The 21752-nt window shown below is 45.9% G+C and carries 20 protein-coding genes; 10 read left to right on the top strand and 10 right to left on the bottom strand.

Annotated features, from left to right (window positions below):
* The first annotated feature begins 4 nt into the window (after window positions 1-4).
* Together ACH59B_RS01645 and ACH59B_RS01640 are read left to right on the top strand one after the other, a co-directional pair.
* On the top strand, window positions 5-3445 hold the full coding sequence (locus ACH59B_RS01645; protein ID WP_404303192.1) for a GH36-type glycosyl hydrolase domain-containing protein: 3441 nt from the start codon (window positions 5-7) through the stop codon (window positions 3443-3445).
* 165 nt (window positions 3446-3610) lie between these two features.
* Window positions 3611-4615 (top strand): LacI family DNA-binding transcriptional regulator, encoded by a 1005-nt coding sequence (locus ACH59B_RS01640; protein WP_019685866.1) that lies wholly within the window; start codon window positions 3611-3613, stop codon window positions 4613-4615.
* A gap of 94 nt (window positions 4616-4709) precedes the next feature.
* On the opposite strand, the gene ACH59B_RS01635 is transcribed toward ACH59B_RS01640, so the two are convergent.
* The 6 genes from ACH59B_RS01635 to ACH59B_RS01610 form a co-directional block, all read right to left on the bottom strand.
* Window positions 4710-5387 (bottom strand): hypothetical protein, encoded by a 678-nt coding sequence (locus tag ACH59B_RS01635; protein WP_039276632.1) that lies wholly within the window; start codon window positions 5385-5387, stop codon window positions 4710-4712.
* A 90-nt stretch (window positions 5388-5477) separates the two neighbouring features.
* Complete coding sequence (locus tag ACH59B_RS01630; protein ID WP_126666570.1) at window positions 5478-6695, bottom strand: stalk domain-containing protein; 1218 nt, start codon at window positions 6693-6695, stop codon at window positions 5478-5480.
* A 362-nt stretch (window positions 6696-7057) separates the two neighbouring features.
* Window positions 7058-7543: a cytochrome c biogenesis protein CcdC gene (locus ACH59B_RS01625; RefSeq protein WP_017425683.1), complete on the bottom strand. Its 486-nt coding sequence runs from the start codon at window positions 7541-7543 to the stop codon at window positions 7058-7060.
* 39 nt (window positions 7544-7582) lie between these two features.
* Window positions 7583-8350, bottom strand: coding sequence for an ABC-2 transporter permease (locus ACH59B_RS01620; RefSeq protein ID WP_017425682.1), 768 nt, complete (start codon window positions 8348-8350; stop codon window positions 7583-7585).
* Window positions 8347-9060, bottom strand: a complete 714-nt coding sequence (locus tag ACH59B_RS01615) for an ABC transporter ATP-binding protein (RefSeq protein ID WP_016820219.1) — start codon at window positions 9058-9060, stop codon at window positions 8347-8349. The genes ACH59B_RS01620 and ACH59B_RS01615 overlap by 4 nt, the downstream gene beginning before the upstream one ends.
* Window positions 9057-9470 carry a GntR family transcriptional regulator gene (locus tag ACH59B_RS01610; protein WP_016820218.1) on the bottom strand — a complete coding sequence of 138 codons (414 nt, stop codon included), beginning with the start codon at window positions 9468-9470 and terminating at the stop codon, window positions 9057-9059. The genes ACH59B_RS01615 and ACH59B_RS01610 overlap by 4 nt, the downstream gene beginning before the upstream one ends.
* 213 nt (window positions 9471-9683) lie before the next feature.
* Between ACH59B_RS01610 and ACH59B_RS01605 the strand changes: the two genes are divergently transcribed.
* Both ACH59B_RS01605 and ACH59B_RS01600 read left to right on the top strand, forming a co-directional pair.
* Entirely contained in the window at window positions 9684-10256 is a 573-nt protein-coding gene (locus tag ACH59B_RS01605; protein ID WP_016820217.1) for a hypothetical protein, read from the top strand.
* 259 nt (window positions 10257-10515) lie between these two features.
* Window positions 10516-11061, top strand: a complete 546-nt coding sequence (locus tag ACH59B_RS01600; RefSeq protein WP_016820216.1) for a GNAT family N-acetyltransferase — start codon at window positions 10516-10518, stop codon at window positions 11059-11061.
* Window positions 11062-11111: 50 nt separating this feature from the next.
* Here the strand turns inward: ACH59B_RS01600 and ACH59B_RS01595 are convergent, their stop codons facing one another.
* On the bottom strand, window positions 11112-11444 hold the full coding sequence (locus ACH59B_RS01595) for a hypothetical protein (RefSeq protein ID WP_016820215.1): 333 nt from the start codon (window positions 11442-11444) through the stop codon (window positions 11112-11114).
* 186 nt (window positions 11445-11630) lie between these two features.
* On the opposite strand from ACH59B_RS01595, the gene ACH59B_RS01590 reads away from it, so the two are divergent.
* On the top strand, window positions 11631-12455 hold the full coding sequence (locus ACH59B_RS01590) for an alpha/beta fold hydrolase (RefSeq protein ID WP_016820214.1): 825 nt from the start codon (window positions 11631-11633) through the stop codon (window positions 12453-12455).
* 82 nt (window positions 12456-12537) lie between these two features.
* Here ACH59B_RS01590 and ACH59B_RS01585 read toward each other — a convergent pair whose 3' ends face one another.
* From ACH59B_RS01585 to ACH59B_RS01575, 3 genes are all read right to left on the bottom strand, one after another.
* Window positions 12538-12753: a cold-shock protein gene (locus ACH59B_RS01585; RefSeq protein WP_013308357.1), complete on the bottom strand. Its 216-nt coding sequence runs from the start codon at window positions 12751-12753 to the stop codon at window positions 12538-12540.
* Window positions 12754-12884: 131 nt separating this feature from the next.
* The gene (locus tag ACH59B_RS01580; protein ID WP_007428290.1) at window positions 12885-13085 is read right to left on the bottom strand and encodes a cold-shock protein; all 201 of its coding nucleotides are present in this window, start codon (window positions 13083-13085) and stop codon (window positions 12885-12887) included.
* Window positions 13086-13469: 384 nt separating this feature from the next.
* Window positions 13470-15905 (bottom strand): LamG-like jellyroll fold domain-containing protein, encoded by a 2436-nt coding sequence (locus tag ACH59B_RS01575; protein ID WP_113050874.1) that lies wholly within the window; start codon window positions 15903-15905, stop codon window positions 13470-13472.
* Between the two features lie 430 nt (window positions 15906-16335).
* Here ACH59B_RS01575 and ACH59B_RS01570 point away from each other — a divergent pair, with 430 nt between their 5' ends.
* From ACH59B_RS01570 to ACH59B_RS01550, 5 genes are all read left to right on the top strand, one after another.
* Window positions 16336-16677 (top strand): DUF805 domain-containing protein, encoded by a 342-nt coding sequence (locus ACH59B_RS01570; RefSeq protein WP_017425676.1) that lies wholly within the window; start codon window positions 16336-16338, stop codon window positions 16675-16677.
* A gap of 154 nt (window positions 16678-16831) precedes the next feature.
* Window positions 16832-18427 carry a spore germination protein gene (locus tag ACH59B_RS01565; RefSeq protein ID WP_404303184.1) on the top strand — a complete coding sequence of 532 codons (1596 nt, stop codon included), beginning with the start codon at window positions 16832-16834 and terminating at the stop codon, window positions 18425-18427.
* A gap of 34 nt (window positions 18428-18461) precedes the next feature.
* Window positions 18462-19667 (top strand): Ger(x)C family spore germination protein, encoded by a 1206-nt coding sequence (locus ACH59B_RS01560; protein WP_025363764.1) that lies wholly within the window; start codon window positions 18462-18464, stop codon window positions 19665-19667.
* A 302-nt stretch (window positions 19668-19969) separates the two neighbouring features.
* Window positions 19970-21091 (top strand): endospore germination permease, encoded by a 1122-nt coding sequence (locus tag ACH59B_RS01555; protein ID WP_025363763.1) that lies wholly within the window; start codon window positions 19970-19972, stop codon window positions 21089-21091.
* A gap of 242 nt (window positions 21092-21333) precedes the next feature.
* Window positions 21334-21732 carry a hypothetical protein gene (locus tag ACH59B_RS01550; RefSeq protein WP_017425671.1) on the top strand — a complete coding sequence of 133 codons (399 nt, stop codon included), beginning with the start codon at window positions 21334-21336 and terminating at the stop codon, window positions 21730-21732.
* Window positions 21733-21752 lie beyond the last annotated feature (20 nt).

Raw genomic sequence — 21752 nt, 5'->3', positions numbered from 1 at the left:
TTTGATGAATACAAGTCTAGACCAAAATATTTTGCTGCGGGCCGGAGACCTGTCTTTTACCTTCCTAAGCAGCGGTGATGTGTACAAGATCGCTCACGGCTCAACGATGATCAACCAGCTGTTGACCAATTCAGTCGATGGTTCCCTGAACAATCTGTACTTGAGACTGTATCGTCCTTCCGGCGTAAGCATCACTCCTCTGCTGGGAGTTCGTTCGCCCGGCGTAATCCGACAAACGGATCAGCAGATTATATGGGAAGGGTTCACTGCCGGTGTAGGCTATCAGGTGACCTTCACACTCAGCCGCCTGGGAGTATGGTTCTGGGATGTAACCCTACAGGGCGATGATGTTGAAGCAGATATTGTGTACGGTCAGGATATCGGCATTGCCGATACCGCTGCTGTGCGCAGTAATGAAGCTTATTTGTCTCAATATATTGACCATACTGTCTATCATGATGAACAAAGAGGCTATACCGTTTGCTCACGTCAAAACCAGCCTCAAAGTCAGGCATTCCCATACATTCAACAAGGCTCGTTAACCCGCACTGTTGGTTACTCGACAGACGGATTTCAGTTCTTTGGACTTTCTTACAAGGAAACGAATGAGCCGGAAGCACTGCGCCGCGACACGCTCGCCAATGAAGTGTATCAATACGAATTCGCTTATACGGCGCTGCAATCTGAGCGGGTAAAACTCGCTGGGGAAGCTCGCTTTACGTTTTACGGTCTGTTCCAGCCGAGCCATCCGGCTGCAGTGACGAAGCTGGAGTATCAGGACCTGGTAACCAAAGCACGCGATGAAGTAGCTGCCGTTCTAGCGGACGCTTCTGAGACCAGCATACCAGCACACGCGGCAAGTGATCTTCAGGCAGGGCGTGTGGCCCCAGCTCAAACCATCGGTGAACCGCTGCGCACACTGGACTTGACCGATGCCGAAGTGAATCAGCTTTTCCCGAAACGCCAGGAAGAAGAACGGGATGGCGATACACTACTTTCCTTTTTCACGGATAGCTATGAGCATGTCGTACTCAAATCCAAAGAGCTTCGTGTAGAGCGTCCTCACGGACACATTTTAATGGGTGGGCATTACTCTGGAGGTAAGGAAGAAACCATTACAACCACTTCCTATATGTACGGGGTATTCAATTCCCAACTCGTGATCGGCAATACGAATTTCAACAAAATGATCACCAACGTTCGTAATGCGCTCAACATTCCCAAGACATCCGCTCAACGTATCTACGTCGGAATTCAAGGAAAATATCGCCTGCTCACCATGCCTTCCCTGTTTGAGATTGGCTTTAATTATGTGCGCTGGTATTACAAAACGGCTGACGATACATTCATTATTACAAACCATACGAATGCTGATAGCCCAGAAGTGCGGCTTCACATGCGCTCGGCAAGTGGTAAAGCCTATCCATTCCTGATCACTCAGCAAATGTGTATGCATGTGAACGAATATGAGCTTCCGTTTCATATGGAACACGAAGGTGATGACCTGCTCTTTAGAGCTGATTCCGCTTCCCTGAGCGCCGAGGCCTATCCCGACCTGCTTTACCGAATGCACGTAGAGGGCGCTCCATTACAGCATGTGAGCGACGCTCAAGCACTGCTACAGGGTGGAGCCTCTCCTGATGCATCCCTGGTCGTTTTGGAACTGGGCGACAGCAGCGAATGGACCTGCATTGTACAGGGCTGGCTGCATGGCCGCTCGACCGGAAAGGACCGAGCACACAAGGAGCTACACGCCTCCTTTGAAGATGAGCGCGAGCGCTACCGGGAGTATTTTGCCGAGCTTATGAATGGCTTCCATCTGACGCTTGGCCAACAGGAAACCAGCGAGCTATTCCGTGTGAACGCAGTGGCCTGGTGGTACACCCACAACATGCTCGTCCACTACTCTGTGCCTCACGGTCTGGAGCAATACGGCGGAGCAGCCTGGGGAACACGTGATGTATGTCAGGGGCCTGTCGAATATTTTTCGGCAGTGCAAAATTTTGATGAGGTTCGTTCCATTTTGCTAACTGTATTCAGCCATCAGTATGAAGACAGCGGAAACTGGCCGCAATGGTTTATGTTTGACAACTATACTCACGTGCAGCAAGAAGAAAGCCATGGGGATATTATCGTTTGGCCGCTCAAGGTACTGGGCGATTATTTGACCGCTACCCGTGATTACAGTATTCTGGGAGAAAATGTGCCTTACACCCATCGGCATACTTTCGATTATACCAAGCAGACTGCGCCCCTTATGGAACATGCCCTGAAGGAAATCGAATATATTCGAGAGAATTTTCTGCATGATACGTACTTATCGGCTTATGGCGATGGCGATTGGGATGACACCCTCCAGCCAGCCAATGCGCAGCTGAAGCAATACATGGCGAGCAGCTGGACGGTTGCACTCACCTACCAAGTGATTCGTAACTTTGCTGCTGCGTTGGAGCAAGCTCCAGTAAATGTAGTAAGCGAAGCTGATAAGATCGCACAAGATCTACATCAGATGGCGAACGGCATCCGTAAAGACTTCAATCGCTACATGCTGGAGAGCGGAATTATTCCAGGCTTTGTATATATGGAAGAGCCTGGTCAACCCAAGCTCATGCTCCATCCGTCCGACACCGAGACGGGAATCCACTACCGTTTGCTGCCGATGACACGCAGCATGATCAGCCAGTTGCTCACGCCTGAGCAAGCATTGGCTCATGAGCAGCTCATCCGCGAGCAGTTCCTCTGCCCGGATGGTGTGCGTCTGATGAACCGCCCTGCTCAATATGATGGCGGTGTGAGTTCGCACTTCAAGCGCGCAGAGCAAGCGGCCAACTTTGGACGTGAGGTGGGGCTGCAATATGTGCACGCTCATATCCGCTTTGTGGAAGCCATGGCCAAGTTAGGACGCAAGGATGACGCTTGGCACAGCCTGAAGCTCATCAATCCGGTCGGCATCCGCGCGACCGTACCGAATGCCGAATGGCGCCAAAGCAACGCGTATTTCAGCAGCTCGGACGGTAAATTTAACACCCGCTATGAAGCACAGGAACGGTTTGGTGAACTGCGGGAAGGAGCCGTACCCGTCAAGGGTGGCTGGAGAATCTATTCCAGCGGTCCGGGAATCTACATGAATCAGCTCATATCGAATGTCCTTGGTATTCGTCAGTCAGGCGAGGACCTGATCCTGGACCCTGTGCTGCCGGACGATCTCAACGGATTGGAATTTAAATTTTCCTTTGCAGGAAAGCCAATCACCTTCGTCTACCGCATGCTGCAAGAGCATACGAGCGGTGAGCAAGGCCGTGCAGTATTGAACGGTGCCCCTCTGGAAAGTGAGCCAGCCGATGATAATCGCTATCGTTCCGGTGCCTTGCGCATCAAACGTGAGACTTTCGAGCAGGCGTTAGCAGAACATGATGGTGTACACCGTCTGGAGATTATTTTATAAATCGAATGATGCATAAGCAAAATCAGGTATAGGCAACAAAGGAATGGCGATCTTGCGGGATCGCCCTTTGCTGCTTGCATGTAGAACTACGACATTTTGAATAGATATGTGGTTAATAATCCATATACAATAGCACATATAAGACGAACACAAGGAGGTGACGTTGTGGTCAGCATTAAAGATATCGCCAAACAGGCGGGCGTTTCCATATCTACCGTTTCATATGCTTTGAACGGTAGCGATAAGGTAACAGAAGAGACTTGCGCACGTATTTTGGCCATTGCCAAAGAGCTTAACTATGTGCCCAATGCCGCCGCACGGAATCTCAAGAAAAGGCAGACCAAAATTATTGGCGTATTCCTGACTGATTTTCGCGGAGACGTTTATGGAGATTTGCTGTACGGCATCAAGGAAATTTTGAACCGCAAGGGCTATGACCTCATTGTCTGCAGCGGCAAGCAATCACATCGAATGCTGCCAGAACGCATGATTGACGGTGCCATCGTACTGGATCAGACGTTTGATAGTCAGGAGCTGCTGAACTACGCCGAGCGCGGACATAAAATTGTCGTATTGGACCGCGAACTGAATCATCCTAACATTAACCAGGTGCTGCTGGATAACAAAGCAGGTGCCGCGCTCGCCATAGAGCATCTATTGGAATTGGGACACCGCAAGCTATATGTTGTGACCGGACCAGAAGGTTCTTATGATTCCTGGCAGCGGATGCAGGCGGTCAAGCAGACCATTGAGCGTAGCGGCGTCGCCGAGATGATTGAAATTGACGGCAATTTCGAGAAATCGGGCGGTGAGCAGGCGGCTGAGATCATTTTACAGCAGCAGGCTCGCCCAGATTCGGAACCTGTAGCTGTATTTTGTCTCAATGATGAAATGGCCGTAGGCTTTTACAATCGAATGGCTCAGTCAGAGCTTACCATTGGCAAGGATGTTCATATCGTCGGCTTTGATAATATCGAGCTGGCGCAATATATTCAGCCCCGGCTGACAACGATAGACTACTCCAAGCGCAAATGGGGCGCTGTAGCCGCTGAACAGGTTCTCAAAATCATTGCCGGGGAAGACGTGGAGCATGAACGGTTGTACGTTACGCTTGTCCAAAGAGAATCGGCAGGCGCGGCGCTCATCACCCAAGACCAGCAGGAGCACTAATGAATCGTACAGAAGTGCCCCCACCTACCCACTTCCAAAAAAAAGAACTTCCACTGTCCCAAAATGGGTAGGAAGTTCTTTTAGCTATACTTATTTAACCTAACAAAACCTCAAGTAAATTCGCCAACGACCGTAAGGGATTGGCAATCGTCAGCCCTGTCTCCAACTCCACCTGCAACGCAGCATCAACCATCGATAACTGTGCTACAGCCAGCCCTCTGCTGGGATCAGCCTTCCTCAATTCATGCAATGAACGAACCAGCAATTCCTCATACTCATCTTTACGTCCCTGCATAATCAGTTCAAAAGCGCCCTCCACCACCTTGACCTCTATTAAAGAAGAGAGGTCCGGCTTGCCTAATAGATTGGCCGTATGATAAAGACGCTTCATCGTGCCCTCTACGGTAGCCGGATTCGTGAATACCAAGGTTCGTGGCAGCAAATCATCACACATCTCATGAAATAGAGGCTCATCCAGTGCGACAATTGGCGTAGGCATTGACCCTTGAGCCTTCTCCGCCAAAGCAATATAATTCGTACACGTTATCAAAATAACGTCTAGATCGCTTTGAGACATCCAGCTCAGCTGCTCTTCTACCTTGCGACTGGCATCATCTGAAGAAAAATGCGGATCCGACGATACCCGGCGCATAAGTCCCGGTTCCACAAAATGTACCAGCTCCACCTCATAAGAAGCAAAAGCTCGTTCCACATAGGCAATGTTCGAATGATGCGCATGCAGGCAACCCACACGTTGCTTCAAGTCTTCCACCGTCCAACCCCCTGATATGTTTGCCCCATTTTAACAGGAACCTGACGGTCTGGACAGTGCCAATCAGATCACACGACGAGAGCGTATTCTTTAAAATTTACCGTTCGTATTTTTCCACTCTGTTTTAGCTGGAATCTCCTGAACTACATCCCAATGCTCGGCTATTTTGCCGTTCTCCACACGGAACAGATCATAGACAGCGGCTGAGATTCCCTTAGGAGATTTCAGTTCACTTACAACCAGCACGAAGTTGCCTGCTCCAAGAACCATATGCACCTGATCATATCCAATAGAAGCTCCTTGACCCGTAGCGGATAATGCTTGCTTCAGACTGGATACACCGTCACCAAAAAGAGGATTATGCTGAATGTACTGATCCCCATTATAATAGCTTTCCAATGCTGCACGATTTTTGCCAACCAGCACATCATCTACAAACTTGCGGATCAGCGTCTTGTTTGTCTCGGTTTGGTTGAGATCCGTGACTTGTGTTGTTCCGTCAATCATGGTATGTCCACTTGGATTGGTTGGAGCCGAGTCCTGCATGTTATCCCAATGCTCAACAATTTTACCATTGCTATCGAAGCGGAAAATATCAAAAGCAATGCTCGTTTTCCCTGCAATAGACTTTTTATAATGTACTGCTACATCATTGCCATCCTGAATAACCCGCTGGACTTCAACCAGCACATTGGCTCCCTTGGATTGGCTAATCCCTTGCAAAAAGGCATCTCTCCCGCTAGCAAAGCTCGGATTATGCTGAATGTACTGATCTTTGCTGATCCAAGCCTCAGCTGCTTTCGTATCGCCCGTTTCAAAGCTCTTCAGAATCTCTACAACCTTATCCTTATTACTCACCCCGATTTGCAAGGTCTGGCTGGCCGGGTCCCAAATCACTTGCTTGCCCCACGCTTCTTTGACGACATCAACTGGTACATAGGTTACCCCTTGCTTGGTCAAAATGGTCGAGGTGGACAGTGGTACCTTAATCCCGTTGATTTGCGCTTCCGGACTGCCTGATACCAGTACAACCGTCGCTTGATCATAACGAATCGTCGTACTTTGACGCGCCGTATTGAATGTAATATGCTTGGCGTCCAGCGGAATTCCTAAACTAGTAGCCAATTGTCTCAGGGGGATCAACACCTGCTTATTTCTCACGATAGGCGCAATTTTGTAAGCCTCCTTCTTGCCATCTACCCAAACCTGGATACCCGTAGTAGGTTTTACGTCGGCTGCTAAAGCCGGTACAGCAGAAGACAGAACGAGCAAGCCAGCAAGTGCAGCAGTAACCGTATGTTTTTTCATGAATGTAAGCCCCTCTCAACCTGTAAAATAGAGTATGGAACGCAATTTCTCTTTATGTAACTAATGTGGTTGCAGTTAACTACGAAGGTATGAACTCTTCCCCACCTATCTAACTTTAAACCCCATTTAAATCATTTGAAACCTTATTAACCCTCCTTTGAATTTTTATACTTATGACCGTTGTCATGCAAGTCACAAACCTTCGAATAAAGGATATGGAAAGCAATAACAATGTATGATCATCCTCATCATTTTATTATAAATAACATGTACTAATGAAGTTAGCTCAAAAAAAGCGGCTCCTATCACCAAGCGAATGGACGTTTTTTGAATAGAAAGCCGCTGTTACCTCATTCATATTGTTATACAGATAACGTCCTCCGAAACTTGATAAAGCTCCCAATTCGCCAGATTGAGATATATACCAGCGCCATCGTAATGGCCAGCATGCTAATTTCGGTCGTACCCAAACTACTGAGGTATTGAGTCAGAACAACCCGAATCAAAATAATAGCGATAATAATATACTTAAAATATTGGTTCGGCTTGGGATAGATGAGACCGTCATCTCGTCTTTCATACGCCGTATGCAGCAAAATAACGTAGCCAAACAGAGCCCCTAATAACCCAGCAACCAGCAGCTCCCAAAAGGCGGGAGGCGCGTACGTTTGACCAGGAATATGCATCAATTGATATACCGATATCATCATAGCTGGGAAAGCGATAAACATAGGAAGCAAAATCCGAAATCCTTTTCCCTTTACCGGGCCCCTTCGTCTTTTGGTTCTCAACCAAATCATCAGACCCACCAGAACAGCCATCAATGCATAGATAAAGATTGTCGCCATGGTGAAATTCCTTTCTAATATAGAGTCATTTATCCTAAGTTAAATCGACAGTTTTTTCTCCAGCAAATAAGCGTTCAAGCGGATCAATGCATATGCAGCAACCCAACTAATCAACACCGCAACCGGAAAATGCCAGGTAAAAGGAAACCACTGTCCGTTGTGAACATGATGAAACTGCTCATAAATCCGCTGATCGCCTGACCAATAAAAGACGCTTCCTCCACCCATCAAAAGAATCCACAGGATTGGGCTAAGCGGCCGCAAGGTGCTGTATTTGGTACTGGCCGTCAGCAGACCCAGCGCAATAACCAACGGCGTAAAGGCGATAATCATTACAAACCAGTTTAAGCCGGCTATCATAAAAGACGCTGCATCCGCAAACGTATAAGCCTGTATGGTCGATGAGATAAACAGCGCGTATAGAGAACCTACTACAAACAAGAGCAATATCACGACAATGGTTTGTAAAATAGCAGCAATCCATTTGGCGCTAATTAGCCACATACGCGGATAGGGAAGGGTCAGCCACCATCCGTAGGTGTCATTTTCCCATTCTCTTCTCAGCATTCCCACACCCATGAAAACAATCATGTACGGCAAGCCCAGGGTGACGTACCACAGCCTTGTCAATTCGAGTTGGTTGTGAAGAGCGAAGTACAAGGAAATCGCGAACGCTGCAATTAGAAATAGTGAGAAATATACAAGTCTCCACGATCTGGGCAGTCGATTGCGGCTTTGCTTTCTCCAGCTTCCTTTATTTCGAAATTCATGGCGTATTAAATCTTTGAACAGCCCGGATGAATTCACGCCTTCCACTCCCTTTTGTACAAATTGCGGAACACCTGGTTCAGCGAGCCATGCTCTGCACGCAGATCATCCGATTCACCAGACCATATCACTCGCCCGCGGTCCATCATGACCGTGTAATCAAACAAGCCTTCCACTTCCTGAATATCATGTGTGCTAATGAGTATAGATTGTTGCCGATCCTCCAAATAATCAATAATCCCAGCTACGATCGCTTCTCTAGAGAGGACATCAATGCCTACAAAAGGTTCATCCAGGATCATAAGCGGTACTTCTCGTGCCAGGCACAGAATCAGCAGCACACGTGCCTCCTGTCCGCGACTCAACCCGGCCATCTTTAGCTCCAATTCCACATCCATATGGTCAGCAAGTTTATAGGCATCCTCTATATTGAAGCCAGGCAAAAAGGACTTCCCCCATTCCAGCGTCTGCTGAACTGTATGATTGGGATACCAGCGTGCCCGGTCAGGAAGATAAGATATATTCCGGTTGGTTTCCCAGCCAGGCTGTTGGCCCAGCACCTGAAGCTCGCCCCCGTCCGGCTGAATTAACCCCGTGATGGCTCGAAAGAGGCTGGACTTCCCGCAGCCATTGGGCCCAAGCACACCTACAATACGTCCTGCCGGAATGACGACATCCAGTTGGTCCAATGCTTTTTTATTTCCATATTGCTTCATCAGTTGCTTTGCGGTTACCACAGACTCCGTCATGCCTTTTCGCCTCCTTCCTTGTGATCTCCGTCCTGTCGGCTTCTTATATATTGCTGTACATCTTCCCAGGATAATCCCAGGCTGCTCATCTGTCCGAGAAACTGATCGATATACGACATAGCCAATTGTTCCCGAAAGCTGGCAATCCGCTCACTGGACGAAGTTACATACGTACCCAGACCGCGTCGCTTCTCAGTCAATCCGTCCCGTTCCAGCTCCTGATACGCCCGCATCACGGTATTCGGATTCATACGCAATTCCTGCGCCAGATCACGCACAGATGGCATTTTGCTTCCCATTTCAATCTCTCCTTTAGCAATGGAGCTTCGTACTTGATTTAATATTTGTTCATATAATGGCTGGCTAAAGTCTATTAAAAATCGGAACGAGCCAACCCGTTGTTCTTCCATGGGTGTTTCCCCCTAATTCGGCTGTATCTATCGTGCCTGTAGTGTATTATATCACTTAATACACGTAATACAATAGCAATTCGTTAAAATGCTAGTCCTGCCATCCAAATTCCATTCAGTAAATGCTCAGCTTGCGCTCAGATAGCATTCAAGTTAATCCCTTATGATGTATCACGTACCAAACAAACCATAAACGAAAGGTGGAAAATGAAGATGAAGAGCACCAAGAAAACAATTTTGGCCGGAACGTTGGCGTTGGCATTTTTAGGAGGCGGAGCGCTGTACTCCACAGGCGCAGCCCATGCTGCTTCAACTACACCTGAGAAGGCTCCTACTGCAAGCAAAGCACAGGCACCTAAGGGAAACCCTGGCGATGCTAACGGTCCACAAATCGCAGGAGGAAACTATGCTGAGAACAAGGCTCTCCTGAAACTATTGAAATTGTCCTCCAGTCAGTTGGATACACAGTTGAAGGCTGGTAAATCCCTTGCTACGATCGCCAAAGCACAAGGCGTGAGCGTAAACTCCGTAATTGATGTGATGGTTTCGGATATGAAGTCAAAACTCGCTACGGAAAAACAAAATGGCAAGATTACCGCAAGCGAATATAATCAGCGTGTTTCCAATCTGAAGCAAATGATTACCGATATGGTGAATGGCGTTAAGCCCTCTAAGCCACCAGTAGACGGGGCTAAAGGAGAAGCAGGTAAAGCTCCAGCTAAAACAGATGCGGCTAAGGCTCCTGCTAAGCCAAATGCAGCTAAAGCCTCTGATAAGCAAAAATAGCTACAGCTTCTGTTTTCCAAAAGCTGTAGCTCGATAAGTCACATTCATAAGAACGATTTGTTAATCTGACACAGCCACTCCACAATAATAAATCTCCATCCGGCCTCCCTGTACGGATCGAGAATGAATAAGCCTGCCCTCTGCTACGATACAACAGAAGAGGACAGGCTTATTTTTCATGCACTTCATACAATATGTGGTAAACTAACTTAAGCCAGAGATCACATTTTTTATCCTGATTCAGCAAAAGGAGTATGTAATGAAAATAAATAAACAGGAATTTCATGCACAAGGAGTAAGCTATATCATTAGATCGGCTATGATTCAAGATGCGATGAATTTGTCTGAAATCCGCTTACGGTTGGATGGAGAGACTGAAAATTTAGACAGAGAAAAGGGAGAAGCATTCATAAGTACATCCGGTTTTGAACAGCTTATTAAAGCCGATACAGAGCACGCCAAAAATCTATTTTTAGTTGCGGTCGTTCATGATAAAGTCGTTGGATTTTCAAGATGTGAAGGTCATGTTCTGCGTCGATTCGCTCATAAAGTTGAATTCGGTGTGTGTGTACTAAAGGATTTCTGGGGGTATGGAATCGGGACGAATCTTTTGAAAGAGTCTATTTCCTGGGCAGACTCTAACGGCATCCAGAAAATGAACCTACAAGTTCTAGAAACCAATAATAAAGCCATTGAACTTTATAAAAAGCATGGATTTGAAATCGAAGGGTTATTAAAAAACGACAAGATTCTCTCAGATGGTCAATACTACAACACCATAATCATGGGAAGATTCCATAACTAAAAAAGATCCTGTTCCACAGGATCTTTCATCATTTCGAGGCGATATTGGCCCTAGTAGCGATAATCATCGTAGGGATTGCGATTACGATAATGGTCTCGCGGCTGTTGGGCTGCGGTAATCATCAAAAATATGCCTGAGAGCAGGTGCATTAACCAGCCTACAAATGGAATCCACCCAACAACCGAGGTCACAATCCCTAAAATAGATCCATAATAAGTCTCTTTATTAGTCACCGATAGTACCAACGTAACAATGTGGAAAATCAACATAAAGAACAATACAGTATACGCAGAATTTATGACGAGCAACCCGCCCAAAACAGGAATAGCAAAAAATAGCTCCAATCCGCCCGTAATCCATTTTAATGTTTTTGATGGTGTCATTGTTCCACTCTCCCAATGCTGTTTCATTCCATAAGTATATCCTATCCCCATGCAGGATGACATACATATTTTACTAATTTTATACTTGTATAGCGACGACCTCACCCCTTTTTCGAATGAGCTAAGCCCTGACTACATATATGTGAGAGAGAACGAAATTTCGTGATTTTTAAAGGGGGGAGCATCATGGGATATTATATTGAAGTGGAACGTGGCGTTAAGCTGTATGTAGAAGATATAGGAGAAGGCATCCCTGTTATGATGGTGCACGGCTGGCCACTGGACCATCGAATGTACGAATACCAGGTTGCCCTGTTGCCTGCTTACGGATACCGCTGTATTCAAGTAGATCTTAGGGGGTTCGGGAAGTCTGATCGACCATGGCATGGCTACAATTATGATCGACTGGCAGACGATCTCCTGGCTGTTATACAGGCCCTTCAATTAAGCCATATACGGCTAATCGGTTTTTCTATGGGGGGAGCAATTGTCACGCGCTACTTGAGCAGACATAGGGGATGGGGTGTTGATCAGCTAATTTTGATCGGAGCTGCCACGCCTCGGTTTACCCCAACCAGCGACTTTCCTTACGGCACTCCTGTCGCAGAGGTAGATAAACTCATCACACAAGCCTATACAGATCGTCCGCAACTGGTAACATCATTTGGCGAAATGTTGTTCGCCAAACCCGTCAGCCAGAGTTTACGTGACTGGTTACGTGATCAGGGCTTTGCGGCTTCGGTTCATAGCATGGCTTGTACTTTGTATTCACTGCGTGACTCTGATTTACGGCCCGATTTGCCATGTATACACGTGCCTACGTGGATTCTACACGGCAAGCTGGATCGGGTCTGCCCTTTCCCTCTAGCGCTCCAAACTCAAAAAGGAATTGCCGGCTCCAGGCTTATTCCTTTCGAACGAAGTGGTCACGGTGTATTTTATGAGGCACTACCTGAATTTAATTCCACCTTACTGAGCATACTATCCCCATCCTCTATACACCCTAATTGAAAGCCTGTTCTCAGAAAAACAAAAAAGACGCCTCAGCGCCGTTATGGCTATGGGGCATCTTTTACTACAAACATGTATCCGCTTAGGATTGTTTGGTATGATTAAAGCTCGTATTGTTTAAAACAGCCAGCTTTTTCTCGCCCTTCACCATGGCAGAACCGCAAATGGGGCATGTCGGCTCGACAGAAAAAGCGAAGTTATCCCGCATCCAGCCGTTGCATGTATCACTGGCGCAATTCCAAACAGTTGTAATTTCCTCAGGAATTTCATCCATTGGCTTTTTCCGTGAATTGTACATAAACATCCCTCTTTCTTCATGATTTATAAAGCGATAAGATGTAATCAGTTCAAAAACGGTCTTGTGAACAGATAAAAACAAATGCCCCAAACGCTATGTTCGGGGCATCTGAAGTAGGCTGTAATTTAAAATTACAGTTTTACAACGTTCTCAGCTTGTGGTCCACGGTTTCCTTCAACTACGTTGAATTCTACGCGTTGGCCTTCGTCCAAAGATTTGAAACCTTCGCCTTGGATTGCGGAGAAGTGTACGAATACATCGCTTCCACCTTCAACTTCGATGAAACCGAAACCTTTTTCTGCGTTAAACCATTTAACTGTACCTGTTTGCATGGAATTACCTCCAAAATATATTTATATGACCTTTATTTTTTACAAATAAAAATTCACATATTGCACAAGGTTATTTCAACCTAAAACAATAACCCTCTACAATATGTGAATCTCAGGTCACAATTTCAATATACTCATATTACCATAAGTGTATTGAAAACGCAAGCACTGGAGAATTTAATTTATGCAGAGTGCTTATGTCATCTATTGCTGCCTCAAGCTGTCTTCATTAGACAAGAGTGAGTCATTAACGCCTACTTAAAACATTATATCCGCAATTGCTTCCTATTATACCAGTAATCAAGAAATAAATATACACAACGTTGCGCAGGAGATGAACTTCTTGAGAAAAAGTCCATCCCCTGCTTTGTTTGCTCATTTTAATTACAAATCCGCTAGTGCTTTAATTTTCTCTGCTGTCAGCGCTTTGTTATATAACTGTACCTCGTCCATGCTGCCGTTAAAGTAGGCATCAGCGACAAAGCGGCTTTTACCGAGATACGCCTCGTTTGTCAGCAACTCATTAGGGTTAAAGGTAATACCGTCATTTACAGCTACTTCTTCACCATTTACATACAGCCTCCCTGTATTCCCCTCCAGTGTAACCGCCACATGGGTCCACTGGTTTAGAGGTAATGATGATTTGGAGAGCAGGCTCTGATCCGTACCTTCATGGATTGTAAACTGGAGTACACCGCTTCCTTGGGAAGGGGTGAGGAACATATGACGAGCCTGGCCGTTGCCGAAATCAAAAATCCGTTGCCAAGCGGCTCCGCCCTTCCAGTTCACCCACGCGGAAAAGGTAAAGTCCTTCGCATCCGTTACCGTGTTGGGCAGCTGCACGTAACCATCCTTGCCGTTCAGGGCAAGAGCACCGCCAAGCTTCCCATCTTTATCCCATGTGGCACCACCATAGGCCTTACCGTCGAGTTGATTATATGTGCTGTCGACAACCGAAGTTCCTTGATCCTCACTCCACGAGTAACGTGCGAGCTGAGGGCCTTGAGCCTGCTCGGGAACAATGGCACTAAAACTTTTCTTTGCTGTAGCTTTGTCCTTTTTAATAGTCGCCGTCAATGTAACTGCTGCAGGCTGGGAACCGGCTTCTGGACGGTACACTTCACCAGTGACAGAAATAATCTCAGGGCGGGAAGATTCCCACGAAATCGTGGTATCTTGTGCAGCTTGAGTAGGTAGCGTGAGATCATAAAAAACGTTGCTTGTGTCGCCTAGACTCAGATCCTTCTGCACCGCAGCTACAATCTTGCTGGCCTTCAGGTCAGGCTTTAGCGAACCCCATACTGCAACACCCTTGGAGGACAGTGCGGTAAAAGCAAGGGTTTTGGCTCCCGTGTCTGGATCACGGTGCCGCAGGAATACCCCTTTGTACTTCGCACCATCTGCTGTAATTTCCAGCTGATTGTCTGCCCCCAGCTTCCATGTACCGTTCACTCCGCCAGACAGTTTGCCACCGTGATCCAGATTGACGGTAACAGCTTGCTTAATATTGGCCGAAATTTCCTTCCCGTGATTTACATACGAGTATTGGCCGATGACATCCTTCTCTGACAGCTTTTTCAGTGAATCCTCATCTCCTGAATAACGATAAGGAGCAACTACAGGCCAACCGTCAGCGTTCATGAACATTTCATGTACCCGCACTTCAAACTGCTCACCTCTCCCCGGAAAACGGGAATGAAAAATGACAAAATGCTTTTTCGTCTTGGGATCATAATAAGCCGAGTTGTGTCCGGGCGACACATAGCCTGTACCCAGCCCTGTTCCCGGATCACCAATTTCTCTTGGAATTAGGTAATTACCTATTAACTTGACGCCGTATGGCTCAATGGAAGCGTCATCAAAAAGAGGTTTGTCAGGATTCGCTTTAACCTTGATCATGTCGTTGCCTTCAGCATCGTAGAAAGGACCATCCGGTGTTTTGGACCGAGCCACACGCAAGTTATATCCGCCATCCGCTGACAATCCGCCATAGGACAGGAACAAGTAATAGTAGTCCGTTTGTGGACTGTATTGTATGTACGGCCCCTCCATACGAGCATGGTTACCGCCCGTCAGTTTTTTCCCGTAGCCTTGGCCTGGTAAAGGCTTCCCTGTTTTTTCATCCATCTGCATAATGAAAATGCCTCCGGAGTAGGAGCCATATACCATCCACAGCTTGCCGTTCTTATCATAGAAAGTGTCAGGGTCTACGGCATTGGGATGCTTGGTTGCGTCATAGATCGTCCCATCTTCACTCGGTTGATCCCACATACCGGACTTCAGGAAAATTCCTTTATTCTTATAAGGTCCTTCAATTTTATCAGCAACCGCTAGGCCCATAGCTGAACGCGGGGAGTCTCCTTTACAAGCGTTATAGTACATATAAAACTTACCATCCGCCAGTTGAATGACATCCGCTGCCCACAGCGTGTCTGTCTGCGCCCAATCCAGCGCTTCCTTTAATTCCTCTTTGACGTTGGGAATCAATGCATTACCATTTGCCACACCTGTCGCAATTGTATCCCAATTCATGAGGTCTTTGGATTTGGCAGCCGCCAGATGTGAACCAAAAATGTAAAATGTATCTTTCACTTTCAGGATGGATGGATCATGTACGGAAGTCTCCTTGAAGGAAACAGCCTTTTTACTTTGGCTTAAAATGTTATCCAGACCTTGAGCTTGAAGGGTGGTTTGCTCTAGACTTTGAATCCCAGCTGTATCTGAATTGAGTGTGGACTCGGCGCCCACCAAAGAAGCAGGCAACAACAGTGCACCTGCCAGAGAAGCAGCCGTTACTTTACGAACAAATAATTGCTTCATAAATCAATCTCCTCTCGTTTTGAACATTCCTGCTAACATAAAACAATAATGAATAAGACGGTCAGGATTATGTTTGTATTAACTTCTCCACTCTTAAATTAAATGTTGATCATCCCCCTCTTTTAATTAAAGCGCTTTCAACTAATGTGAAAAATAAAACCTCCTTCTGTTAAGAAGGACGATTCAAACCTGACGGTTAATCGTATCTCTATATTATTCAATGAATATGGAAAATTCAATATGTAATTTTATATTTTTATGAATTATTCATTTAATTATTAACCTTAATAAATGTGTTGCTTTAATTCCTAGTTTAAAGTTATAATTTGACAAGTAAAATTCTATATGTTACCTGCCGATATATCTAAAAAGAATTGTTTTACGATGAACATAATACAAATATTTACATTTTATGAGGAGGTGAAAATATATGCAATGGTATTTAAATGGATTAAAAAACTATGTAGGATTCCAAGGTAGAGCAAGACGTACAGAATACTGGATGTTTGTTCTATTTAGTGTAATTGCCAGTTTTATAGTCGGTCTGATCGATGGTCTTTTGGGCTTAACTCCAATATTGACTCTCATCTACTCTCTGGCTGTCCTGTTGCCATCCTTGGCAGTTCTTGCTCGCAGACTGCACGACACGGGTAAAAGCGGTTGGTGGATTCTGATTGCTCTTGTGCCATTCGGTGGCATTGTACTGCTTGTATTCGCATGCCTAGACAGTCAGCCTGGCGACAATAAGTATGGGAAAAATCCTAAATTGTAATTTGATGTAGTTGGTCTAAAACCTCTTTCACTTTTGTGAAGGAGGTTTTTTTATACCCGCTTTTCCCCTATCGAAATTCCAGCTATAAGTTTACCAAGAGACTCCAGCGTCCATACTGGATTAAAAAGTATCCTCAAAGAGAGGAAGAACGTGCATGCGTTTTCGGAAAAGAACCCCCCTTAACAAATTTAGAAAGGCACCCGTTCAGCAAAGCGAGAGTAAGTCTGAACATCGCGCAGAACAGCTCAGTGCAAATATCGGAACCAATCTTCAGCAGATCAGACAAGCGCTTGGCAACAGCACCGACATCGTCATAAGAGAAATTCGAATCGGCAAGGACGGTGACCAGACCATTGCGATCCTCTATACCGACGGTTTGGTGGACCAAAATATAGTCTCCGACTTCATTATGGAATCAATGATGCTGGACAGCAGCTTGTCCAAGGACGTGGAATGCCGGATTCAAACTTCCTCTAACGTCATGCAAATGTTGAAAGATTACGCCCTCACTATTGGCAGCATCCAGGATATTAATGACTTTGAAGCCTTATATAACGCGCTGTTGTCGGGGGATGCAATCATTTTGATTGAGGGTGAGACGCAGGCAATATCGGCCAGCGCACGTGGATGGAAGGATCGGGGGGTCACCGAGCCTGCCTCAGAAAATGTCGTCCGTGGGCCTCGGGAAGGATTTTCTGAGACATTGCGTACGAACACAGCCTTGATTCGACGTAAAATTAAAGATCCGAATCTATGGCTGGAGACCAAACAAATCGGTCGTGTAACCCAGACCGATGTCGCTGTCATGTATATAAAGGGGATTGTGAACCCTAAATTGGTTGAGGAAGTACATGAACGATTGAATCGCATTGATGTAGACGGCATTCTCGAAAGCGGATATATCGAGGAATTAATCCAAGACAAAACCTTCACCCCCTTTCCGACAGTATACAATTCGGAACGCCCAGACGTGATCGCCGCCGAGCTGCTGGAAGGAAAAATTGCGATCCTGGTGGATGGTACCCCTTTTGTGCTTGTCGTGCCTGCATTATTTGTCTCCTTCCTGCATGCGGCGGAGGACTATTATCAGCGTGCAGACATTAGCAGCTTCATCCGTGTCCTTCGTTATACCGGAGTTTTTATTTCCTTGCTCGGTCCGTCCTTATATGTTGCCATCACTACGTTTCATCAGGAAATGCTGCCGACCTCACTGCTAATCGGTCTAGCAGCACAGCGCGAAGCGGTCCCCTTCCCTGCCTTTATTGAAGCACTCATGATGGAACTGACATTTGAAATATTGCGGGAAGCTGGCGTTCGCATGCCCAAGTACATTGGGGCAGCCGTCTCTATCGTCGGCACACTCGTCATTGGACAAGCTGCTGTCGAGGCGGGCATCATATCTGCGGCAATGGTTATTGTTGTATCGATTACTGCTATTTCCAGCTTTGTTCTTCCTGCCTACAATATGTCCATCGCTTTTCGTATGCTGCGATTCCCCCTGATGGGGCTTGCCGCTTCCTTTGGGCTGTTCGGAATTATCGTCGGAGGCATTGCCCTGATCCTGCATATGTGCAGCCTTCGTTCATTCGGCGTTCCCTATATGACTCCTTTTGCACCTCTCATACCGTCAGACACCAAAGATACCATCTTTCGATTCCCTCACTGGATGATGATGTCACGTCCCCGGTTAGTCGATCAAAAAAATGTCAAGCGTCGAAACAGCACTCCGCCCCGCAAATCACGGGAATAGAAAAAAGAGAAACCGTCAGAAAGGAGTGATCATCATGAAGCGGAAGAAGGCGTTTCTCTTCCTGATTCTTGCACTCGTCTTACTTCTGACAGGCTGTTGGAATCGTAGAGAGTTGAATGAGCTTGCCATCGCCGTCGGTATGGGAATCGATAAGCAAGGGGATCAATTCCGGGTCTCTATCCAAGTGGTGGACCCTGGCAAGGCATCGGCTAAAAAAGGAGCAGGAGGCGGGGCTCCAGCCACCTTGTATACAGAGGAGGCGGACACCATATTTGAAGCGATCCGGAAAATAACAACAATTAGTCCCCGGAGAATGTATTTTTCTCACCTGCGCATATGTGTTATCGGTGAGTCGTTAGCTGCCGAAGGGATGGCAAAATCTTTAGATTTACTCTCCAGATATCATCAGTTCCGCACTGATTTTTATATTGTAGTGTCCAAGGACGTTAGTGCGGAGGATACGTTGAAAATTATGACGCCTTTAAATCCGATTCCCGCCAATGACCTTTTTTCTTCCCTGGAAACATCACAGAAAAACTGGTCGCCTAGTACGACGGTAACCTTGGATGAATTGATTGCAGCTATGACTAGTGAAGGAAAGCAGCCTGTGTTGACAGGACTTCGGATCATTGGCAATAAAGAAATGGGAGAAACCAGCGACAATGTGCAAAAGATCGCTCCATTCAGTCGTTTACAGTATTCAGGACTTGCTGTATTCAGAAAAGATCGACTAATCGGATGGTTAGATGAAACTGAAAGTAGGGGCTATAATTTTATCCTTGGCAAAGTGCAAAGCTCTGTCGGTTACGTTGCTTGCCCTAGAGGCGGCAAAGTCGTCTCCGAAATCATTCGCACCCAAACCACTGTAAAAGGAAGCACCTATAGGGGAGAGCCCCAAATTCATATTAAAATGCAGGTTGAGGCCAACGTGGGAGAAGTCGAGTGTACTGACCTCGATTTGACCAAGGTAGGAACGATTTATGACATTGAAAAGCAAGAAGAAGAAAAAATAGAAGATATTATGAAGTCGGCCGTTAGAAAGGCCCAGCAATCCTACAAAACGGACATATTCGGATTCGGTGAAGCCATTCATCGCGCTGCCCCGAAGACTTGGAACAGACTGAAACAAAACTGGGATGAGGAACACTTTACAGAATTACCCGTAACGATCAAAGTCGATTTCAAGATTCGGCGCTTGGGCACCATCGGTAGCTCCTTTATGAATGATATGAAAGAGTAATTCCTCACTCCACAAAAGAAGGTGTTTTGCAAAGTGCTATCTCAAATCGTAAAAATCATCGGCATATTCCTCGTCGCTGCTGTAATTAGCTTAATTGAAGTCCCCGACATGTGGAAAAAAGGATTTAAAAAAGAGCTTTGGTTATTTTTCATCCTACTCTTTTTTGCGGTCGGAATTAGTTGTGCCAAGGTATTACACTGGCTCATTCCCACCCCCCTGGATTGGATAACAGCCATTTATAGACCATTCAGCAATTTCCTGATCCATATGGGCCTAATAAAATAAGAGGAGGTGAAAAACAAGTGCCCGCACAAATCAAAATCTCAGCACGACAAATCATGATCATATCTGCTTTATTTACGGTCGGAAGTGCAATCCTCATCGTCCCTTCAGGGATGGCACTTGTAGCCAAACAAGATGCGTGGATTGCCGCGCTCGTGGGGGTCGGGGCTGGGCTTCTTATCTTGTATATGTACAGCAAGCTTGCGGCGCTTTATCCAGAGATGACCCTGGTTGAGATGATGGAAACCCTACTCGGAAAATGGTTAGGCAAAACCGTAGGTTTTCTATTTTTCACCCTACTATTCATTAATGCTCCTGTACCGGTGTTATTTTATTTAGGGAATTTTATGACTACTCAAATGATACCGGAAACGCCGATTCTAGCGGTAAATATTCTTTTTGCACTTATCATAGTATTCGCTGCTCGGCTGGGTCTCGAAGTCCTGGCTCGTTCGGCCGAACTGTTGTTTCCTTTATTTACTCTGCTGTATATTTCTTTTGTAGGTTTAGTGGTATCCAACATTAAGCTGGAAAATGTCCAACCTGTATTGGAGGCAGGAGTAGGGCCGATTTGGCCTGCTGCCCTGTCCTTTTTTAGCACAGTATTTATACCTCATATTATTTTGCTCATGATTTTCCCTTCTTCTATAAATCGTTCCGATCAAACCCGTAAAGCTTTTTTCATAGGAAGCCTGATTGGCGGATTGATGCTGGTCGTGGTGGTTGCATTGACAATTTTGGTATTTGGTCCTGACTTAACGGCAAGGAATATATATCCTAGCTATGCGTTAGCCAAAAAAATTAGCATTGGCAACTTTCTACAGCGCATCGAAGCCATTATGGCTACAATGTGGTTTATTTCACTTTTTTTTAGAATCACACTGTATATGCACACCACAGTGACAGCAATAGCCCAAATCTTTTGTCTGAAAAGCGATCGGCAACTGGTGCTTCCTCTCGGGATGTTATTAGTCATCCTGTCCATCATCGTGTATCCTAATGTCCCTTACCAACAAACCTATGATACAAAGACGTGGATTCCCTATTCTCTATCCATTGGGTTGTTTTTCCCCTTACTGCTGCTCTGTATTCATGGGATACGAACAATCTGGTCAAAGAAAAAAACAGCATCCAAAGGGTAAATCACACTCTTTTTTCGTTATCTGCGAATTTTTTTAACGCTACCTGTTTACAATCTCCTCTTTTAGTTTATTTTAAACGAGTATTAAGCTGGCGCTAAGATTGGGCGTGTATGATGTATTTAAGAATCTGGTAACTACATAAGCCGGATGGGCTAAAGGCATAAACATCACTCCCGTTGGATATCCATATACCGTTCCACCCCCTCAGAAATTTAATGAACTACAAAAGGAGATTTACACTTATGAATCGAAAACGAATGTTGGTCATCTGCACACTGTTGCTGGCGTTATCTATTGGGCAGTCATCTACTTGGGGAAGTCGGGCTAATGCTGCTGCACTGGCTCCAGAGAGAGCCCTGCATGTACAGGACAATGAAGCTTCCAAGGATGATGATCTGTTGAAAGCACTGGGTATATCCTCGGATGAGCAATTATATGATGCGTTATATAATGGTCAAACCTTGGCTGATATTGCACAAACCCATAATCAGGATGCTCAGGCTATCGTTGATCTACAGGTAGCTCAGTTGACGGAGCAGTTGGATCAACGACTGGCCAATAAGAACATTACCCCAGAGCAATACCAAGCCCATAAGGCAGAACTGACACAAGTCGTTGCCAAAAGTGTGTTCGGGCTATAAGCCTAGGACACGACCGAACA

The sequence above is a fragment of the Paenibacillus sp. DP01 genome (assembly GCF_044784315.1).
GTDB classification, from domain to species: domain Bacteria; phylum Bacillota; class Bacilli; order Paenibacillales; family Paenibacillaceae; genus Paenibacillus; species Paenibacillus polymyxa.
The sequence above is the reverse complement of the archived record's forward strand: the minus strand, read 5'-3'. Positions and strand labels throughout refer to the sequence as shown.

Coding starts and splice junctions, on each gene's coding strand:
- ACH59B_RS01645 (WP_404303192.1), top strand. CDS start 5: ATGAATACAAGTCTAGACCAAAATATTTTGCTGCGGGCCGGAGACCTG.
- ACH59B_RS01630 (WP_126666570.1), bottom strand. CDS start 6,695: ATGAAAAAACATACGGTTACTGCTGCACTTGCTGGCTTGCTCGTTCTG.
- ACH59B_RS01625 (WP_017425683.1), bottom strand. CDS start 7,543: ATGGCGACAATCTTTATCTATGCATTGATGGCTGTTCTGGTGGGTCTG.
- ACH59B_RS01615 (WP_016820219.1), bottom strand. CDS start 9,060: ATGACGGAGTCTGTGGTAACCGCAAAGCAACTGATGAAGCAATATGGA.
- ACH59B_RS01610 (WP_016820218.1), bottom strand. CDS start 9,470: ATGGAAGAACAACGGGTTGGCTCGTTCCGATTTTTAATAGACTTTAGC.
- ACH59B_RS01605 (WP_016820217.1), top strand. CDS start 9,684: ATGAAGAGCACCAAGAAAACAATTTTGGCCGGAACGTTGGCGTTGGCA.
- ACH59B_RS01600 (WP_016820216.1), top strand. CDS start 10,516: ATGAAAATAAATAAACAGGAATTTCATGCACAAGGAGTAAGCTATATC.
- ACH59B_RS01595 (WP_016820215.1), bottom strand. CDS start 11,444: ATGACACCATCAAAAACATTAAAATGGATTACGGGCGGATTGGAGCTA.
- ACH59B_RS01590 (WP_016820214.1), top strand. CDS start 11,631: ATGGGATATTATATTGAAGTGGAACGTGGCGTTAAGCTGTATGTAGAA.
- ACH59B_RS01585 (WP_013308357.1), bottom strand. CDS start 12,753: ATGTACAATTCACGGAAAAAGCCAATGGATGAAATTCCTGAGGAAATT.
- ACH59B_RS01580 (WP_007428290.1), bottom strand. CDS start 13,085: ATGCAAACAGGTACAGTTAAATGGTTTAACGCAGAAAAAGGTTTCGGT.
- ACH59B_RS01575 (WP_113050874.1), bottom strand. CDS start 15,905: ATGAAGCAATTATTTGTTCGTAAAGTAACGGCTGCTTCTCTGGCAGGT.
- ACH59B_RS01570 (WP_017425676.1), top strand. CDS start 16,336: ATGCAATGGTATTTAAATGGATTAAAAAACTATGTAGGATTCCAAGGT.
- ACH59B_RS01565 (WP_404303184.1), top strand. CDS start 16,832: ATGCGTTTTCGGAAAAGAACCCCCCTTAACAAATTTAGAAAGGCACCC.
- ACH59B_RS01560 (WP_025363764.1), top strand. CDS start 18,462: ATGAAGCGGAAGAAGGCGTTTCTCTTCCTGATTCTTGCACTCGTCTTA.
- ACH59B_RS01550 (WP_017425671.1), top strand. CDS start 21,334: ATGAATCGAAAACGAATGTTGGTCATCTGCACACTGTTGCTGGCGTTA.